General features: G+C 69.0%; 9 protein-coding genes. 4 read left to right on the plus strand and 5 right to left on the minus strand.

All coding sequences use genetic code 11. The features are described 5' to 3' along the window. Window positions 1-21: 21 nt before the first annotated feature. Complete coding sequence (locus tag HNP48_RS19630) at window positions 22-7,008, plus strand: ExeM/NucH family extracellular endonuclease (RefSeq protein ID WP_184860141.1); 6,987 nt, start codon at window positions 22-24, stop codon at window positions 7,006-7,008. A 21-nt stretch (window positions 7,009-7,029) separates the two neighbouring features. Here the strand turns inward: HNP48_RS19630 and HNP48_RS19635 are convergent, their stop codons facing one another. Beyond that, complete coding sequence (locus HNP48_RS19635) at window positions 7,030-7,917, minus strand: LysR family transcriptional regulator (protein WP_260420302.1); 888 nt, start codon at window positions 7,915-7,917, stop codon at window positions 7,030-7,032. A gap of 159 nt (window positions 7,918-8,076) precedes the next feature. Here HNP48_RS19635 and HNP48_RS19640 point away from each other — a divergent pair, with 159 nt between their 5' ends. After that, window positions 8,077-8,262, plus strand: a complete 186-nt coding sequence (locus tag HNP48_RS19640) for a hypothetical protein (RefSeq protein WP_184860144.1) — start codon at window positions 8,077-8,079, stop codon at window positions 8,260-8,262. Between the two features lie 16 nt (window positions 8,263-8,278). On the opposite strand, the gene HNP48_RS19645 is transcribed toward HNP48_RS19640, so the two are convergent. Further along, window positions 8,279-9,208 (minus strand): LysR substrate-binding domain-containing protein, encoded by a 930-nt coding sequence (locus HNP48_RS19645; protein ID WP_184860146.1) that lies wholly within the window; start codon window positions 9,206-9,208, stop codon window positions 8,279-8,281. A 114-nt stretch (window positions 9,209-9,322) separates the two neighbouring features. On the opposite strand from HNP48_RS19645, the gene HNP48_RS19650 reads away from it, so the two are divergent. Together HNP48_RS19650 and HNP48_RS19655 are read left to right on the plus strand one after the other, a co-directional pair. Further along, on the plus strand, window positions 9,323-10,411 hold the full coding sequence (locus tag HNP48_RS19650) for a tartrate dehydrogenase (protein WP_184860148.1): 1,089 nt from the start codon (window positions 9,323-9,325) through the stop codon (window positions 10,409-10,411). 51 nt (window positions 10,412-10,462) lie between these two features. Then, window positions 10,463-11,728: a glycerate kinase gene (locus HNP48_RS19655; protein ID WP_184860150.1), complete on the plus strand. Its 1,266-nt coding sequence runs from the start codon at window positions 10,463-10,465 to the stop codon at window positions 11,726-11,728. Between the two features lie 127 nt (window positions 11,729-11,855). On the opposite strand, the gene HNP48_RS19660 is transcribed toward HNP48_RS19655, so the two are convergent. From HNP48_RS19660 to HNP48_RS19670, 3 genes are all read right to left on the minus strand, one after another. Beyond that, window positions 11,856-12,848, minus strand: a complete 993-nt coding sequence (locus HNP48_RS19660) for a tripartite tricarboxylate transporter substrate binding protein (protein ID WP_184860152.1) — start codon at window positions 12,846-12,848, stop codon at window positions 11,856-11,858. Between the two features lie 136 nt (window positions 12,849-12,984). Then, window positions 12,985-14,109, minus strand: coding sequence for a YbdK family carboxylate-amine ligase (locus HNP48_RS19665; protein ID WP_184860154.1), 1,125 nt, complete (start codon window positions 14,107-14,109; stop codon window positions 12,985-12,987). Further along, on the minus strand, window positions 14,106-15,365 hold the full coding sequence (locus HNP48_RS19670) for a cation:proton antiporter (RefSeq protein WP_184860156.1): 1,260 nt from the start codon (window positions 15,363-15,365) through the stop codon (window positions 14,106-14,108). The genes HNP48_RS19665 and HNP48_RS19670 overlap by 4 nt, the downstream gene beginning before the upstream one ends. Between the last annotated feature and the right edge of the window lie 94 nt (window positions 15,366-15,459).

Genomic DNA, 15,459 nt, shown 5'->3' on the forward strand with positions numbered 1-15,459 from the left:
CCTCCCGCGGAGGAAACGAGCATGACCACCGTCTACCACGCCCTGTCGAGCAGCAACTTTTCCCAGAACTGGACCAACCTTGGCTCCTTGATCACGGCGGCCAACGACTGGAGTGGCGTGCCGTCCGTCGTGGGCTACCGCGGTGATGACCTCACCACGGCGACGGGCACCGATCCGCAGACCCTGCTGGCCAACGGCAGCGCCACGCCCCAGAGCGCCACCCTGCTGGACGCGAACACGGCCAGCACCACGGGCGCCGTGGGCGTCTTCAGCACCCTGGCCAACCCGACGGTGGCGCTCCAGGGTTCGGGCACGGCCGACGCGCCCCACATCGTGGTGCACCTCGATGCCACGGGCCGCCAGGACATCGTGGTGAGCTACACCCTGCGCGACATCGATGCCACCACCGACAATGCCGCACAGGCTGTGGCACTGCAGTACCGCGTGGGCAACACCGGCGACTTCATCAACCTGCCGGCGGCCTACCTGGCCGATGCCTCCAGCGGGCCGTCGCTCACGCTGGACACGCCCATGAGCGTCACGCTGCCCGCTGCCGCCAATGGCGCTGCCCAGCTGCAGCTGCGCTTCATCACGGCCAATGCAGTGGGCAACGATGAGTGGATCGGTATTGACGACCTCTCGGTCACCTCGTCCGCCGCCGCGCCCGTGGGCGCTGGCCTGGCCTACAGCGGCTCCCTCAACGAGTCCCAGGCCTTCGACGGCCAGCTGTCGGCGGCCTCCAAGATCACCATCACGCTGACCGGGGAGACCTTCACGGGTACCGACGGTGCCAGCCTGCTGTCCGCCGCCACCGTGGGCAATGTGCCCGCCGGCCTCACGGCCGTGCTCACGCGCACCAGCGCCACCACGGCCGAACTGGGCTTCACGGGCACCGCCACCAGCCACGCCAGCGACGTCAACAACCTGACCGTCACCTTTGCCGATGGTGCCTTCACCGGTGGCTCGGCCGCCGCCGTCACCAACGCCACCAAGAGCAACCTCCAGATCGACTTTGCTGAACCGGGAGCTGCTGGCAGCGCGCAGACCTTCACGCCCAACGCCGGCACCACGGTGGGCAGCTCCGACGCTTCGGCCGCGCTCGCGCTCGACGCCAACTGGATGGTAGTGGGCGACGACGAGGCCAGCGTGCTGCGCGTCTACCACCGCGAAGGCGGGGCGGCCGTCAAGGAGTGGAACTACTCTGCAGTCCTTGGCAACGGCGGCGAGTTGGACCTGGAAGCCGGTACCCGCATCGGCGACACCTTCTATTTCACGGGTTCGCACAGCAACAACAAGAGCGGCGCGGAGCAGAACAACCGCGAATACATCCTGGCCGTGAAGATCACCGGCACGGGCGCCGACACGCAGTTCACCTACCTGGGCAAGCACGGCGGCCTCGAAGACCAACTGGTGGCCTGGGACCAGGGCAATGTCCACGGCAAGGGGGCCAACTACTTCGGCTTCGCGGCCTCGTCGACCGGCGTGATCCCCGAGAACGTCAACGGCTTCTCCATCGAAGGCATGACCGCCTCGCAGGACGGTACCAAGCTGCTGGTGGCCTTCCGCGCGCCGCAGACCGATGCCAACACACGCGACAAGGCCGTGGTGCTGGAGCTGGCCGTGGCCGGGCTGGTGGACGCCTCCGGCGGCGCTGCTCCCAACGTGAGCGCCGTCCATGAACTCAACCTCGGCGGCCGCGGCATCCGCTCCATCGAAAAGGCGGGCGACGGCACCTACCTGATCCTGGCCGGTCCTTCGGGCGGCGCCAGCACCGAAGTGACGAACGACTTCCGCCTGTTCCGCTGGGATGGCGTGGGCACCACCCCCACCGAGCTGGACGTGAACCTCGACGCCCTGCGCGACGGCACGGGCGGCAGCTTCGAGAGCATCGTCGACGTGCAGAGCACGGCCCAGGGCACCCTGGTGCAGTTGCTGCAGGACAATGGCGACAGCACCTGGGGCGGCGCCACGGCGTCCAAGGACCTGCCGGCCGCGCAGCAGAAGTTCGTGGGCAACTGGGTGCAGATCGGCGGCAATGTCAGCGACAGCACTGGCCCGGTGCTGGCCAGCAGCACGCCGGCGGACGACGCCGGCAGCGTGGGCAAGGCCGCCGACATCGTGCTGCGCTTCAACGAAGGCGTGGCGCGTGGCACGGGCGATTTCGTGATCAAGAAGCTCAGCGACAACAGCGTGGTGGCCACCATCGCCGCGACCGACACGACCCAGGTCACGGTGGCCTTCAACACCGTGACCATCAACCCCGCAAGCGACCTGGACGTGGGCACCGCCTACTACGTCGAGGCCGCGGCCGGCACCCTCCAGGACCACTACGGCAACGCCTGGGCCGGCCTGTCGGGCAACGCGCAGTTGAACTTCACCACCTCGGCGGCCCCGCTGCCCAAGCTGTTGATCACCGAGGTCAACTCCAACGCCACGCCCGGCGACTTCTTCGAGCTCTACAACTACGGCAGCACCGAGATCGACCTGTCGGGCTGGACCTGGACCGACTCCGCAGCCGACCCCACCAAGCTCGGCAGCTTTGCGAGCGGCACCAAGATCGCGGCCGGCGGCAAGCTGGTCGTCGCCGGCGAGGTCACCGATGCCACGGCTTTCAAGGCCGCCTGGGGGCTGGACGCCAACACCGCCGTCGTGGCCGTGGGCGGCCCCGGCCTGGGCAAGGGCGATGGCGTGGTGGTGCTGACCGGCAGTGGCCAGGTGGCGGCCGCCATCAACTACAGCGGCACGGCCTTCACCAACAACGGCACCAGCATCGCCCCCATGGCCAAGACCGGCGGCGGCGCGGTAACGGGCTCCGAGCACGCCGGCGTGGCCTTTGGCGGCACGGCCACGGCATCGGCCGTGTGGGATGGCCTGTCCACCACCAACCCGACCTACAAGGCGGCCGTGGTGGGCGAGCTGGGCGCCTTTGCCCAGACCGGCACACCCGCCAACATCGGTTCCCCCGGCACCCTGGTGGTGGCCCAGCCCAAGCTGCTGATCACCGAAGTCAATTCCAACGCCACGCCCGGCGACTTCTTCGAGCTCTACAACTACGGCAGCACCGAGATCGATCTGTCGGGCTGGAAGTGGACCGACTCGGCCGCCGACCCGACCAAGCTCGGTGCCTTTGCCAACGGCACCAAGATCCCCGCGGGCGGCAAGCTGGTGGTGGCCGGCGAAGTGACCGACCCCACCGCCTTCAAGGCCGCCTGGGGGCTGGACGCCAGCACCGCCGTCGTGGCCGTGGGCGGCCCCGGCCTGGGCAAGGGCGATGGCGTGGTGATCCTGGATGCCAACGGCCAGGTGGCCACGGCCATCAACTACAGCGGCACGGCCTTCACCAACGGCGGCACCACGGTGGCCCCCATGGCCAAAACCGGCGGTGGCACGGTGGCCGGTGCCGAGCACGCGGGTGTGGCCTTCGGAGGCACGGCCACGGCCTCGGCCGTTTGGGACGGCGTGTCCACCACCAACCCGACCTACAAGGCGGCCGTGGTGGGCCAGCTGGGCGCCTTCGCCCAGACCGGCACGCCGGCCAACATCGGCTCGCCAGGCCTGACCAGCGCCCCGGCCGTGCCGGCCGGCGCCGCGCCCAGCTACACCCAGGCCTTCGACAGCCAGGCCGGCTTCAACGAGTTCACCGTGTTCAGCAAGGACGCCGACAGCGCGGCCGCGGTCAACTGGCTGTACAGCAGCGGCAAGGCCAGCATCAACGGCTACAACAGCACGGTGGCGGCCAACGACTGGCTGATCTCCAAGGCCTTCAACCTCAATGACACCGGCGCCGAGTTCCTGAGCTTCACGACCTGGACGCGCTATGCCGATGCCGGCCTCGCCGATCCGGCCCAGCAGCTCAAGCTCATGGTGTCCAGCAACTACAGCGGCACGGGCGACCCCACGCTGGCCACCTGGACGGAGCTCAGCTTCGCCCACCCGGCCGCCAACTCGCAGGTGACCACGCCCTCGGGCCTGATCGACCTGTCGGGCATCAGCGGTACCAACGTGTACTTCGCCTTCCAGTACGCCTCGTCGGCGAACAAGAGCGCCTCGCAGTGGCAGGTGGACGACTTCAAGATCGAAAGCTATGCCGGTTCGGTGGTCTCCATCGCCGCGACCGACGCCGCCAAGCCCGAGGGCAACAGCGGCAGCACGGCCTACACCTTCACCGTGACGCGCGCAGGCGACAAGTCGGGCACGGCGTCCGTGAACTGGGCCGTGACCGGATCTGGATCGGCGCAGGCCGGTGCCGATGACTTTGCGGGCGGCAACCTGCCATCGGGCACCGTCAATTTCGCGGCCAACGAGACCACCAAGACCATCACCGTCAACGTGCAGGGCGACACCAGCATCGAGCAGGACGAGGGCTTCACGGTCACGCTGTCGGGCGCCACCGGCACCACCATCGTGGGCGGCGGAACGGCCCAGGGTCTGGTCCGTACCGACGAGGCGCCGATCACGAAGATCCACGAGATCCAGGGCAGCAGCGACACCGCGCTGCTGATGGGCAACGCGGTCACCATCGAAGGCATCGTGACGGGTTATGCGCCCAACCTGCAGGGCTTCTACGTGCAGGAAGAGGCTGCCGACTACGACGGCGATGCCAGCACCTCCGAAGGCATCTTCGTCTACTACGGTGGCACGCCCATCGCCGGCCTGGACGCCAACAGCATTGGCGACAAGGTCCGCATCAAGGGCACCGTGGCCGACTACAAGGGCCAGACCCAGCTGACCGTGCCGACCGACTTCACCCTGGTGCAAGCCGATGCCGGCCTGCCCGCCGCGACCGTGGTGACCCTGCCCGTGGCCAGCGCCGTGAGCTGGGAAGCCTACGAAGGCATGCTGGTCACCGTGCAGTCCGGCACCGCCAACGGCGGCAAGCTGGTAGTCACCGACAACTACAACCTGGGCCAGTACGGCCAGGTCACGCTGACCTCGGACGCCATCCAGCAGCAGTACACCGAGCACAACGCCCCCAGCGTGGCGGGCAACACGGCCTACCTGGCCGACCTCAAGAAGGACCAGATCATCCTGGACGACCTGAGCAGCACGCAGAACCCCACCAGCCACATCGGCCGCGGCGGCCAGCCGCTGTCGGCCACGAACACGCTGCGCGCAGGCGACAGCGTGGCCAGCGTGACCGGCATCGTGGACCAGTTCGTGGACACCGCCGCTGCCACGCACGAGACCAGCTACCGCGTGCAGCCCACGCAGAGCGTGAACTTCACGGGCGATGCGCGCCCCACCACGGCCAGCATCCCGACCGAGATCCGCAATGCGGAGATCAAGGTCGCGTCGGCCAACGTGCTCAACTACTTCACGACCCTGGGCACGGGCAGCTTCACCACGCCCGATGGCTCCACCCAGTCGGGCCGCGGCGCGACCGATGCTGCGGAGCTGGCACGCCAGCAGGCCAAGGTGGTCGAGAACCTGGTGGGCCTGGATGCCGACGTGCTGGGCCTGATGGAGGTGCAGAACAACGGCTTCGGCGACGGTACCAGTGCGCTCGACTCGCTGGTGGACGCCCTCAACGCCAAGGCCGGCGCTGGCACCTATGCCTACATCAAGGCACCCTACAACAACGGTGCCGCCCCCGGGGACGCTGCGACGGCGGGTGGCGATGCCATCATGGTCGCCATCGTCTACAAGCCCGCCAAGGTCACGCCGGTGGGCCAGGCGGCCGTGGCCGGCCCGAGCGTGTACACCGCGTTCTCGGCCACCTACGGCAACCGCGTGCCCGTGGCGCAGACCTTCAAGGCGAATGCCGACGGCGAGCAGTTCACCGTGGTGGTGAACCACTTCAAGTCCAAGGGCAGCGTGCTCGATCCCGATACCGGCGACGGCCAAGGGGCCAACAACCTGGCGCGCGTGAAGGCGGCCGAGGACCTGTCGGCCTGGCTGGCCACGAAGCCCACGGGTACCACCGACAGCGACGTGCTGCTGGTCGGCGACTTCAATGCCTATGGCAAGGAAGACCCGATCACCAAGCTTGCCGCCAACGGCTACACCAAGGTGTCCACGGGCAACTCGTATTCGTTCGACGGTCTGTGGGGCTCGCTCGACCATGCGCTGGCCAGTGGCAGCCTGGGCAGCCAGGTCACGGGCACATACAAATGGGGCATCAATGCCGAGGAGCCGGCCATCCTCGACTACAACCTCGAGAACAAGAACGATGCGCAGGACGCCAGCTACTTCAACGCCGACCCCTACCGTTCGAGCGACCACAACCCGATCCTGATCGGGCTCAACCTGGGCAGCACGCCCGCCTCCGGCGGCGGTGGTGGTGGCACGCCCACCACGCCGACCATTCCCGTCACCCCGCCCACGGCGCCGGGCCAGCCGGCCACGCTGCAGGGCTCCACCGGCAGCGACACCATCGTCGTGCCCAACCTGCCCCTGACCCGCGTGGTCACTGGCGGTGGTGCCGACACGGTGACCGGTGGCAGCGGTGTGGACACGGTCGTGGTCTCGGCCACGCTGGCCGATGTGCTGCGCCTGGGCATCAGCCAGGACAGCAGCGGCAAGGTGGTGATCAACACCCCCACGGGCCCGGTCACGATGAGGGGCGTGGAGCGCGTGGAGCTGCAGGGCAGCCTGTTCGCCTTTGATGTGGCCCTGCCCACGGCCACCAGCGAAGGTGGCAAGACCGGCCAGATGCTGGCCCTGGCCTACACCCTCTTCGGCCAGAAGCCGGACACCCTGGTGCTGAGCCAGTGGGTGCACAAGGCCGACAGCATCAACGGCCTGGATGCCCTGGCGCAGACCCTCATCGACGCGCTGGCTCCCGGCATCGGCAACGATGGCCTGGTGAACTTCCTGTTCCAGAGCGTCACGGGCGTGGCCCCCACGGCCCAGCAGGTGCAGGAGTTCGCGTCGCTGATCGGTCCGGGCAAGGCCTATGCCACGCAGGGGGCCTTCCTCGCGGCCGTGGCCAAGCTGCCGATTGCCACGGAAGGCCTGGCCGAGCTGGTGGGCGTGGTGCAGTCCCTGGACGCCGCTGCATTCCTGTGACCGGAACGCGCCCTGGCCGGCTCAGGCCAGGGCGCTGCCGCTGGCGAACCACTGTGCCCAGTGGTCGATGCAGGCCTTGATCTTGGGCAGGCGGTGGCGGCGCGTGAGCGTGATGGCGTGGATGGGCGAGGGCTGCTCATCCACCCAGTCGCGCAGCACGGGCGCCAGCACGCCTTGCTGCACCAGCGGCTCGGCCACCAGCGTGGCCAGCCGCGCAATGCCCAGGCCCTGCAGGGCCAGGCGCGCCGTGATGCCGGTGCTGCCTGAGCGCCAGTGCCCATCGGCCACCACCACGCGCGGCTCCCCATCGACGATGAAGGGCCAGCGGTTGAGCTGCGCCACCGCGCTGTTGGTGATGAGCCGGTGGCGGTGCAGTTCGTCGGGGTGCCGTGGCGTGCCGTGGGCCTGCAGGTAGGCCGGCGTGGCGTAGAGCCGGCGCACCAGGGTGCCCAGCGGTCGGGCCACCACCGTGTCGCTGGTGGGCGGGCCGGTGCGGATGGCGATGTCGATGCCGTCGCGCGCCATGTCGGCCATGCGGTCGTCCACCACCAGCTCCACGCGCAGCTGCGGGTGCGCCTGCTGCAGGCTATCGAAGCTGGGGATCAGCAGGTGTTCGGCCACCACCGAACTCGCGGCCACGCGCACCGAGCCGCTGGCCTGCCCGCCCTGGTGGCTGGCGAACTCGCCCTCCAGCTCGTCCAGGGTACTGGTCAGGCGCCGGCAGTATTCGAGAAAGGTCAGCCCCTCGGCGGTCGGCGTGAGGCCATGCGTGGAGCGGTGGATCAGCCGCGCATTGCAGGCGGTCTCGATGCGCGCCAGCGTGCGCGATACCTGGCTCACGGGCACATCGCGCTCGCGCGCGACGGCCGAGAGCGAACCGAGGTCCGCCACGCGGACGAAGAGGTGCATGTCTTCAAAGCGGATATCGCGCATCGTGCCAATGGTAGCGGGCGCGGCCCCGGCACGCTGCCGGCTTTGCAGCCCGTGCAAAACGCCCTTGCAGGCCGGGCTGTTTCCGGGGAGTGCGGGCTTTCCTACAGTCACCGCATCTAGGAAAGGAGGGGCGCCATGCCGCTGCACGAAGAGTGGAGTCTGTCCGGCCATCTGCGCCGCAAGAAGGCGGTGGTGCAGCAGGCACACCGGCTGCGCAACGAGGCCTTGTGGAGTGTCCCGGGCGTGCTGTGGCGTGCCGGGGTGCGTTCACTGGGCGCCATCCGCCGGTGGTGGGGCCGGGCCCCGGCCCGGCGCGCCTGATCTGCCCTGCCGCCGGCTACCCCTGGACGGTGCCCGCCTGCTGGCTGAACGCCTGGGCCGCGAAATCCACGAAGGCCCGCACCCGGGCCGCCATCTGGTGGCGCTGGGGGTAGATGGCATAGATGTCCGCGTCGGGCGTGAAATACTGGGGCAGCACCTGCACCAGGCGGCCCTTGTGCAGGTAGCGCCCGATGTCCCACTCGGCCCGCATCAGGATGCCGTGGCCGTCCAGCGCCCAGTTCACGGCGATCTCGCCGTCGTTGGTGGTGAGGTTGCCGCGCGTCTTGACGGCCTCGACATTGACGCTGCGGCCGCGCCCGTTCGACAGCCGCCACACGCCAAAGGCCTCCTCGCCCTGGCGGATGCCGATGCAGTTGTGTTTGGTGAGGTCGTTGGGCACCTTGGGGATGCCATGGCGTGACAGGTAGGCGGGCGATGCGCACAGCAGCCGGCGGTTGGGCGCCAGGTGCCGGGCGATCACGCGCGCATCGGGCGGTGCGCCGAAGCGGATGCAGACGTCGAACGAATCCTCGGTCAGCGCGGGCGGGTTGACCGACAGTTGCAGCTGCACCTCCAGCTCCGGGTACTTGCGCACGAACTTCGAGATCAGCGGCGCCACATGGCTGCGGCCAAAACCCAGCGTGGCGTTCACGCGCAGCAAGCCCTTGGGCACGGCCTTGGACACGCCGAGCAGCTCTTCCATGCCATCGATCTCGGCCAGGATGCGCCGGGCGCTCTGCAGGTAGAGCTCGCCCTCGGGCGTGAGGCCCATGCGCCGCGTGGTGCGGTTCACCAGTGCCACGCCCAGGCGGGCTTCCATCAGCGCCAGGTGTTTGCTCACGGCGGGCGTGGTGATGCCCATCTCGCGCGCGGCGGCGCTCAGGCTGCCGGCACTGGCCAGTGCCGAGAAGAAGCCCAGGTCGGCCGGCTGGATTCCCTTGCCCATGGCACCCCCATTGTTGAATTCAGGTTAACGGTGGTTTGAATGTAAGGGTGTGCAGAAGGGTTGTCGAGTTCCTACAGTTGCTCCATCCATTGAAACCATGCACGGAGACACGCCATGAAGACATACCAGATCGCCACCATTCCCGGCGACGGCATCGGCAAGGAGGTCGTGCCCGCCGGCCAGCAGGTGCTGCAGGCCCTGGCGGCCACGCAATCGGCCTTCCGCTTCGAGTTCGAGGACTTCGGCTGGGGCGGCGACTACTACCGCGCCCACGGCGTGATGATGCCCGCCGACGGCCTGGACGCTCTGCGCGGCAAGGACGCCATCCTGTTCGGCTCGGCCGGCGACCCGCACATCCCCGACCACATCACGCTCTGGGGCCTGCGCCTGAAGATCTGCCAGGGCTTCGATCAGTACGCCAACGTGCGGCCCACGCGCATCCTGCCGGGCATCGATGGCCCGCTCAAGCGCTGCGGCCCGCGCGACCTCGATTGGGTCATCGTGCGCGAGAACTCCGAGGGCGAGTACGCCGGCGTCGGCGGGCGCGTGCACCAGGGCCATCCCATCGAGGCGGCCACCGACGTGTCGATGATGACGCGCGCCGGGGTCGAGCGCATCATGCGCTTTGCCTTCCGCCTGGCCCAGTCGCGGCCGCGCAAGCTGCTCACCGTGGTCACCAAGAGCAACGCCCAGCGCCATGCCATGGTGATGTGGGACGAGATCGCGGTGCAGATCGCCCAGGAGTTCCCCGACGTGAAGTGGGACAAGGAACTGGTCGACGCCGCCACGGCGCGCATGGTCAACCGCCCGGCCACGCTGGACACCATCGTCGCCACCAACCTGCATGCCGACATCCTGAGCGACCTGGCCGCCGCGCTGGCCGGCAGCCTGGGCATCGCGCCCACCGGCAACATCGACCCCGAGCGCCGCTATCCCTCGATGTTCGAGCCCATCCATGGCTCGGCTTTCGACATCATGGGCCAGGGCCTGGCCAACCCGGTGGGCACCTTCTGGTCGGTGGTGATGCTGCTCGAGCACCTGGGTGAGCAGGCCGCGGCCCGGCGGGTGATGGCGGTCGTGGAAGCCGTGACGGCCGACCCGGCCCTGCACACCCGCGACCTGGGCGGCACGGCGACCACGGCCCAGGTGACGGCCGCTGTCTGCGCGCACCTGGCTGCACAGCCTGAACGCAAGGCCGCGTGACAAGGCTTGTGACAAGGGGCGGCAGCACGCCGCCGAAATGGGAGTACGACGATGAACGGGGAACCCCCGCAGGCGCTGCTGCGCCGCATGTTTGCGGCCGCAGTGGCCGCCGCCCAGCCGGCGCTGTGCGTTCCACCACACCTGCCTGCACCGCCCCTGGGGCGGCTGGTGGTCATCGGCGCGGGCAAGGCCTCGGCCGCCATGGCCCGCGCGGTGGAGGACCACTGGCCCGGCCCGCTGTCGGGCCTGGTCGTCACACGCTACGGCCACGCCGTGCCCTGCGAGCGCATAGCGATCCTCGAAGCCGCGCACCCTGTGCCCGACGCAGCGGGCGAGGCCGCCGCGCGCCGCATGCTGGCCCAGGTCGCCGGCCTCACGGCTGAGGACCTGGTGCTGTGCCTGATCTCCGGTGGCGGCTCCGCGCTGCTGCCGCTGGCCCTGCCCGGCATCACGCTGGCCGACCAGCAGGCCATTGGCCGCAGCCTGTTGGCCAGCGGCGCCAGCATTGCCGAGATGAACTGCGTGCGGCGCCACCTCTCGGCCATCCAGGGCGGGCGGCTGGCGCGTGCCTGCGCACCGGCGCGCGTGGTGAACCTGCTGCTCTCGGACGTGCCGGGCGACGACCCGGCCGACATCGCCTCCGGCCCCACGGTGCCGGACCTGAGCACCTGTGCCGATGCCTTTTCCATCGTGCGCCGCTACGGCATCGCTATGCCACCGGCCGCACTCGACCTGTTGGCCAGCGGCGCGGGCGAAACGCCCAAACCCGGCGATACCGATCTCCCCGCGATCGAGACCCACTTTGTCTGCACACCGCAGATGGCGCTGGAGGCTGCGGCCGCGGTGGCACGCGAGGCCGGCTGGCAGGCCCATATCCTGGGCGATGCCATCGAAGGCGAGTCGCGTGACGTGGCCAAGGTGCATGCGGGTATCGCGCTGCAGGTGGCGCGGCGCGGACAGCCGGTGGCCGCGCCCTGTGTGCTGCTCTCGGGCGGCGAGACCACCGTGACCCTGCGCGGCCAGGGGCGTGGCGGGCGCAATGTGGAGTTCCTGCTCGCCCTGGCGCTGGCCCTCGATGGTGAACCCGGCATCCACGCCCTGGCCGGCGACACCGACGGGGTGGACGGCCAGGAGGAGATCGCTGGCGCCACGCTCTCGCCCGATACGCTCGCGCGCGCCCGCGCCTTGGGCATGAACGCCCGCGACAGGCTGGACGACAACGATGGCCATGGCTTCTTCGGGGCCCTGGGCGATGCCCTGGTGACCGGGCCCACGCTCACCAACGTCAACGACTTCCGCGCGATCCTCATCGAGTGAAACAGGGGGCTGGCCCTGTGAGAGCCTGCCACCCTGTGCGGTGGATGCGGCAAGGCGCCCGGTTCCCGTGCGCCGCAGAACGTGTTTACGGTCTTTTCAGGGCCGCGAAAAGACCGTAGACACGTTCTCAATCGATCGCGACCTTTGCCTCCTTCACCAGTCGGGCGTACTTGGCCGTGTCGTTGCGGATCTGTGCTTCCATCTCGGCGGGCGTGTTGCCGATGGGCTCGGCGCCGATCTCCTCCATGCGCTTCTTGAAGTCGGGCGACTGGATGATCTTCACGAGCTCGGTGTTCAGCCGCGTGACCACTTCCTTGGGTGTGCCGGCCGGCGCCAGGATGCCGAACCAGGTGCCTTGGTCGAAATCCCTCATGCCCGATTCCGCAAGCGTGGGTACTTCGGGCAGGGTGGTGGAGCGCTTGCCCGTGGTCACCGCCACGGCGCGCAGCTTGCCCGCCTTGATGTGCTGCAGCACCGGGGTCAGGGTGTCGAACGACACGTCGATCTGGCCGCCCAGCAGGTCGGTGGTCAGCGGCGCACTGCCCTTGTAGGGCACGTGCAGCAGGTCCACGCCGGCCAGGCTTGCGAACTGCGTGCCGATCAGGTGCTGCACCGTGCCGTTGCCGTTGGACCCATACGAGAATTTGCCCGGCGCGGCCTTGGCCAGGGCGATGACGCCCTTCACATCGGTGGCGGTGGACTTGGCGTTCACCACCAGCACGTTGGGCACCAGCGCCACCGTGGTGATGGGCGCGAAGCTCTTTTCGAAATCGTAGGGCAGCTTGCGGTACACGCTGGTGGCAATGGTGTGGTGCACCGCGCCCATGAGCAGGGTGTGGCCGTCCGCCTTGGCCTTGGAAACATAGTCCGCACCCAGCGTGGCACCGGCACCCGGCCGGCTCTCCACGATCACGGGCTGGCCCAGGGCCTGGCCGAGCCGGTCCGTCAGCGCGCGGGCCAGCACGTCGGAACTGCCGCCGGGCGGGAAGGGCACGACCAGGCTGATGGGCTTGCCGGGCCAGGCCTGGGCAGATGCGGTGAACGGGGCGGCAAGGCCCAGGGCGAACGTGGCGGCGGCGAGTGCCGTCAGCGCCCCGCACGAGCGAAGAGGGGTGGTCATGGTCCTGTCTCCTGGTGGTGTTTCCCCGGGTGGGGAAGCCCGCAGTCGGTTGCTGCGGTGCATGGCACCATCATGAAGTCACAGGTTCCTGGCGCGCGGGCGGGAAGTTAACCCGCCTTTAACTGGAGGTGAAGAATCAGGCCGGCGCGCCGCGAAAGCGCTGCGCCGCCTGGCGGCTGACTTCGGCCAGCAGCTGTTCCTCGCGCTGGCGTTCGCGCAGCCAGCGTGCGTCGTTCTGGCCGGCCTCGGTCTCGGTGCGCAGCATGTGCATGGCATTGGCCGCGCCCTGCATGGCGGCATGGCTGGCGATCTTGTCCATGGTCATCATGATGTGCTCGCGCAGCGGCATGTGGTCGCCGGTGGAGGGGTCCACGTACACGGCATCCATGCCGAAGCGGCAGGCCTGGAAGCGGTTGTAGGTGTAGACCAGGTAATCGTCCTCTTCGGGCATGAAGGGCTGGTCCGCGAGGAACCAGGCACCCAGCGACTGCACATAGCCCGCCAGCGCGGCGGCACGCTCGATGGTCAGCGGCGTGTCGAACACGCGGATCTCGATGGTGCCGAACTCGGGCTTGGGGCGGATGTCCCAGTAGAAGTCCTTCATGCTCTTGACCACGCCGGTGCGCGTCATCTTGTCGAAGTAGGCCGTGAAGTCCTCCCAGGTCAGCGCGAATGGCGCGCGGCCTGACAGCGGGAAGGCGAACACCGAGTTCAGCCGCGCCGAGTCGAAGGCCGTGTCCTGCCCCTGCACATAGGGGCTCGACGCCGACAGCGCGATGAAGTGCGGGATGTAGCGCGACATGCGGTGCAGCATGAGCAGCGCGGCATTGGCATCGGGGCAACCGATGTGCACGTGCTGGCCGAAGATGGTGAATTGCTTGGACAGGTAGCCGTACAGCTCCGACAGCTCGCGAAAGCGCGGCTTGTCGTAGATGCGCCGCTCGTGCCACTGCTGGAAGGGGTGCGTGCCGCCCCCCACCACGGCGATGTTGAGCTTGTCGGCGCTTTTCACCAGCGCATCGCGGATCGGCGTGAGCTGGCCCAGCACCTCGCTGGCCGAGTGGCAGATGCCCGTGGAGACTTCGATCATGCTGTTCGTCATCTCGGGCACCACGCTGCCGGGCAGCGGAGTCTTGTGCATCAGGCGCAGCATGTCCTCGGCATAGGGCGCGAGGTCGTAGTCGTTGGTGTTGACGAGCTGCAGCTCCAGCTCGACGCCCAAGGTCAGCGGTTCGGAATGGTTGAAGGCTTCAAGGCTCACGCGGTGTCTCCGTTGCTGCTGGCGGCGTTACCCGACAGTGGTGCCCAGGGTTTCGAGCTTTCGCCCGCACGGTAGATGGCCACGGTGGCGATCACGGCGCCCAGCACCTCCATGAGCAGGATGGCGGGCAGCGCCACACGGGCAATCAGGTGGCCGGTGGACGCCGATGCCACCACGAACTGCGAGGCGATGAGGAGGGCGATGGACGACATGGGCGTCATCGCGCCGCCCACCCACAGGGCCTGGCGCCAACTCGCGCCGCTGCCCACGTTGCCCAGTGCCACGCCCAGCACCTTGGCCACCAGGCGCACGGCGATCAGGGCCAGCACCACGCCGGCTACCGGGCCGCTCCAGTCGGCCTGCGCGGCCACGGTGGAGACCAGCACGAACATCAGCATGGTGAGCAGCGAGGACGCATTGCCCAGTTGCCGGGGCCAGGCCCAGGGGCGCGGGTTGACCTGCTTGAGCAGGATGCCGCCCAGCAGCGCGGCCAGCGGGGCCGAGCCGCCCATGTGCGCGGCCACGGCCGTGCCGGCCGCGATCAGCGCCAGCAGCAGCATGGAGGTGTTCTCGCTCGTGGGGCTCATGAAGCGCAGCGCCATGCGCATCACCAGCGCCAGCGCGGCCGCCACCACCACCGAGACGCCGAGCACCACGATCACCGGGTACATGGTGTCGATGAGCGTCAGGCTCTGGCGGTTGATCTGCTCGGCCCGGGCGCTGCCCAGGGTCAGTGCGTACAGGGTGGACAGGGTGGCGAGCACGATGGCGCGCTCCGTCACCGGTCCGGCGGCCCGCGTGTCGGCCACCACGCGGGTGAGCACGGCCGGCGAAGCCGCCAGCGCCACCAGGGCCAGGGGGCCTGCGACCTGCGTGGGCTGGTTGAGCCAGACCAGCACCCAGTACACGGCGAAATAGGTCAGCACCGACTCGGCGATGCTCTGCACCAGCACCATGGGGTTGTGGCGGAACCAGCGCAGCGGAATGCGCCCGCCGCATTCGAACAGCACCAGCGCAATGCCCAGCTCCAGCAGGAACAGGCCGATGCCCTGCAGTGGCCACAGCGCGCCGCTGAAGCCGGCCAGGCCCGCGGCCGTGCCCACCAGCGAGTAGCCCACCACCTTGGGCAGGCCCGTGTGGCGCTGGCACAGGTAGCCCGCCACCGCGGCCACGGCCAGCAGCAGGGACCATTGCACCGTGGGGAGCCCGGCCGAGGGGCGCAGCCATTGCGCCCAGAAGCTCAGGATTTCATTCATGTCATGTGACCCCTGCATGGCGCGGGCACCGGAGGCACCCGCGGGTTGATTCTTGTGCGGCATGGCGCCACGGCGAAGGTGGTGGCATGCCGTG

The sequence above is a fragment of the Acidovorax soli genome (assembly GCF_014207955.1).
In the GTDB taxonomy this organism is placed as follows: Bacteria; Pseudomonadota; Gammaproteobacteria; order Burkholderiales; family Burkholderiaceae_C; genus Acidovorax; species Acidovorax soli_A.